Annotated in this window: 2 protein-coding genes; both read right to left on the bottom strand. The window is 40.5% G+C overall.

Annotated elements, in window-relative coordinates; translation table 11 throughout:
• Positions 1-66: 66 nt before the first annotated feature.
• A complete protein-coding gene (gene ltrA / locus DXA93_RS17395) occupies positions 67-1,344 on the bottom strand; it encodes a group II intron reverse transcriptase/maturase (protein WP_119208890.1) in 1,278 nt (425 codons plus the stop codon).
• A 235-nt stretch (positions 1,345-1,579) separates the two neighbouring features.
• Positions 1,580-3,046 carry a group II intron reverse transcriptase/maturase gene (gene ltrA / locus DXA93_RS17390; RefSeq protein WP_082424990.1) on the bottom strand — a complete coding sequence of 489 codons (1,467 nt, stop codon included), beginning with the start codon at positions 3,044-3,046 and terminating at the stop codon, positions 1,580-1,582.
• Positions 3,047-3,873 lie beyond the last annotated feature (827 nt).

Raw genomic sequence — 3,873 nt, 5'->3', positions numbered from 1 at the left:
GCGGCTTTCGCCGCCGACCTCTCACACCACCGGACATGCGGTTCCGCATCCGGCGGTTCAGTTAACTTAACATCTTGTTTGACAAAAATATTCCTCTGCTGAGAGTAACCCGAACTTTTTCAGACGTGCATTTGACATTGCATAGCAAATAGTTTCTGTACGACAAACCCGAGCATATCCATGGAACCCTGCCGCACTTTTTGCATTCTTTTTACTAACACCCAGTTTTACCAGATTTTTATATCTGGTTTTAGGATTTTTCCAATGTTTCCATATGCACATTCTGAACCTGTACCTAATAACCGTATCGAGTCTTCGGGTTGCTGTAAGAATTGAGCCAATTTTAAAGTAATTGATCCAGCCTCTTACCACTTCCGCTATCTTTTGGGCTTTATATGAGTTACTTACACCCCACTTGCGACTCGTTAATTTTCTGACTTTCTTCATTACCTTATCCAATGACTTTTTAGGGACTTTTATCTTATATTTCTTTTCTTGAAACTGATAATAGAAGGTAAATCCCAGATATTGTATTTCTGTGGGTCTCCCTATTTTACTCTTGCCCCTGTTCACTTTCAGCCGCAGAACATTTTCAATATACTTCGTGACCGATTCCATTACCCTTGCCGCAGCTTTTTCGCTTTTGACAAAAATAATACAGTCATCTGCATATCGTGCAAATTTAAGTCCTCGGCTTTCAAGTTCCCAATCCAATTCATTGAGCAGTATGTTAGCGAGAAGTGGTGAAATATTTCCCCCTTGTGGGGTTCCGATTTCTGTTTCTTCTATCTGTTCTCCAACCATAACTCCACTTACTAGAAATTTTCGGATTAGCGAAAGTATTTTTCCATCCTTAATCTCTTTGTTCAAAACAGATATTAACTTGTCGTGTTCTACCGTATCAAAAAACTTTTCCAAGTCAATATCCACGACCCAGTTATATCCTTCATTCATGTATTCAACTGCTTTTAATACTGCCTTCTGTGCACTTTTTCCGGGTCTGAATCCATAGCTGTTCTCATGAAATTTTCTTTCATATATAGGTGTTAATACCTGTGCAGCTGCTTGTTGTACCATGCGATCTGTGACAGTTGGAATACCAAGTTTTCGTTTGCTTCCGTCTGCTTTAGGGATTTCCACTCTCTTTACTGGCATTGGTTTGTATGACTGATTTCTTATACTCTCTCTGAGTTGCCGTCCATTTACTTTCAAATGAGAAAGCAGATCGGCACATTCCATTCCGTCTATTCCTGCCGCACCTTTATTCTTTTTCACCTGTTTGTAGGCACGATTCATGTTTTCATTTGACAGAATGCGTTCTATAAATATTCCTTGTTCCTCCATGCACTGTTTCCTTTCCTTTTCGTGAGTTCCGACCACTTAGTACTTGTGGTACTCCTCTCGGCATGTGTTTCGTCTAAAACTCTCAATTAGGACGTACTCCAGATGATTAACTGTTCTGTCCTTTGCTCCATCCGGTTTCCCGGACTTCTTCGCTGTCGGGTAAGGGACAAACCTTACGGTTATTCCCTCCCCAAAGAACGGAACGTGCGACTTTCACCGCATTCCGCTCACGTATCTATAACGCATAATATCCCATTTGCGCGGCTCGATTGGAATTCATAGCTCTTTTTCGGTTCAGACGGTGCCTTTTTGCTCGGCATTCAAAGTATTCCCTGTCAAGAAATGGATTCTTGTTTAAAGATATTTGCCCTTTTCGCACAATTGGCATATCCATCATCAGAAATAGGATGTTTTTGTCCGACATAAATGTCCACTTTCTGCCTTTATGCTCTTTCCAGTATTTGTTAACTATCCAGTGCTTGTTTTTGTTTGGGTGTCTGCGTTTGGACCATCTCCACAACATTTCCCATATGCGATGATCCAACGTATGAAAGCACTTCTTAGCACATGATGAGTGATGATAATTTGCCCATCCTACTGTCACCTCATTTATTTTCTTTATGAGTATTTCCTGTGTGGCTGTCTGGTTTTCTTTTATTATTTCACTGATTTTTCTCGTAATTTTCTTCATAGATTTATGTGACGGCTTGATAATCAGTTTTCCTTTAAATTTACGAAAGTTCCAACCCAGAAAGTCGAATCCATCATTAATGTGAGTAATGACCGTTTTCTCTTCTGACAGTCTCAGTCCTCTTTCTTCAAGAAATCTTTCTATCATTGGTTTGATTTCTTTCAGTGTTTCTTTGTCAGATGCTGTAACGATAAAGTCGTCAGCAAATCTCACCACATGTACTTTATGCGCATTGTACTTCACACTAAATGTCCTTTTAACTTTGCTTCTCCAGTATACATCCAGTATCATGGGTTCTAATCCATCAAGTACCATGTTTGCATAAGTTGGCGAGATAACTCCTCCCTGTGGAGAGCCTTCTATAGTCGGATATAACTTTCCCTTTTCTACATATCCACAACGCATGAACTCTTTCATAATTCTTTTGTTTCCGGGAATGTTATCCATCATCCACCGATGGCTGATTTTATCAAAGCAGCTTTTTATATCCCCTTCCAGAATCCATTGTGGAGAATCCTTTCTGCTAAGTACACTAAACGCATACTCACGTGCATCTTCAGGACTTCTGTATTTCCGAAATCCAAAGGAGATCCTGTCGGCAGTTGTTTCTGCCACTGGTTCCAGCGCAAGAAGTTGTAATGCCTGCATAGCCCGGTCTCTCATAGTAGGTATTCCCAAAGGACGCTTTTCTTTCTTGCCAAACTTTTCGATATATACCCTTTTCAATGGTTTTGCATGATATGTCTGGCAGTCCAGGCTCCTTACTGCGTTTACTTTTTCTTTATCAGATTTCCAAAATTCTCCATCTATACCTGGAGTTTTCTTTCCTCTGTTGCTAACCACTCGTTTAACAGCCAGAGCCTTCGCGTAAAATGAATTAGTTATTAAATACTGTAATCTCTTAACCAATCTCAGCTTTTGTTCTAATGTTGCCTTTACAATTCGAATCTGTAGCCTGTTAACTTGTTCTTCTGCTTTCTTCCAATCTATCTGGTTCCATTGAAGTTTCATGTCTGTATTGTCCTCACAAATGTGCCATTGAACTTGATACATTCACAGTTTCCAGTTTCTTCATGTAATTGATACGCGTTGGAAGTCTGCTTCCTTTCGGACAGGGCAAATCTTGAACCCTTATTTCATGCATTACACATGAACTTTCGCTTTTTCCAACATCCTCTGCCTTCTGTGCATTGTGCTTTTCTTACGATTAGCCTACCTTTTCCCAGGAGCACATAAGGTTTACCTTGTTTCGTCATTTAAATAATCTTGATATGTTTAGGTTCTGCCTATAGACCGGGAGTTCTCTGTCCGTTTGGCATGATACCATAGTAATTATCATGTCCCTGACTCCGTACTATTTTAGTCAAGGTGTATCAACCACTTTCACCTTTTACACGAGTGACGACCCTTACGACAGTTCACATATGTTAACCTTGCATATCTTTTCCTTGCAATAGGACAGATGTGGTTTCTGTCTTTCTCACGTTGTCCCGCTGCTCCGCACCTTTCATTACTTACTGGGCACTATGCGGTAGAAATACTACAAACGGATGTAGTAGTGAATTTATCACAATTTAAATGACGACTTGCAAGTCGCACACTATGACATCTGCTGACTTCCTATGATTCGTTGTTACTATGGCTGATGAAACCACTCATAGGATCTCCCCGGTTAAAATACGCTATCTTTCCCATCACCTATCCGCCATGTCTACTACCAGTCCTCTGTTAGCTATTGGACTTCAACTTGTTCAGCAGTCTTATCCGAACTGTAAGCCTTATACATGATTTCTGTCCGTCGGACCAATGGTTTGCCTCAGGCTTCCTTCAGATTCCAT

The sequence above is a fragment of the Blautia sp. OF09-25XD genome, from assembly GCF_003482095.1.
Taxonomy (GTDB): Bacteria; Bacillota; Clostridia; order Lachnospirales; family Lachnospiraceae; genus Fusicatenibacter; species Fusicatenibacter saccharivorans.
Note: the sequence above shows the minus strand (reverse complement) of the source record. Positions and strands in the feature narration are given on the sequence as shown.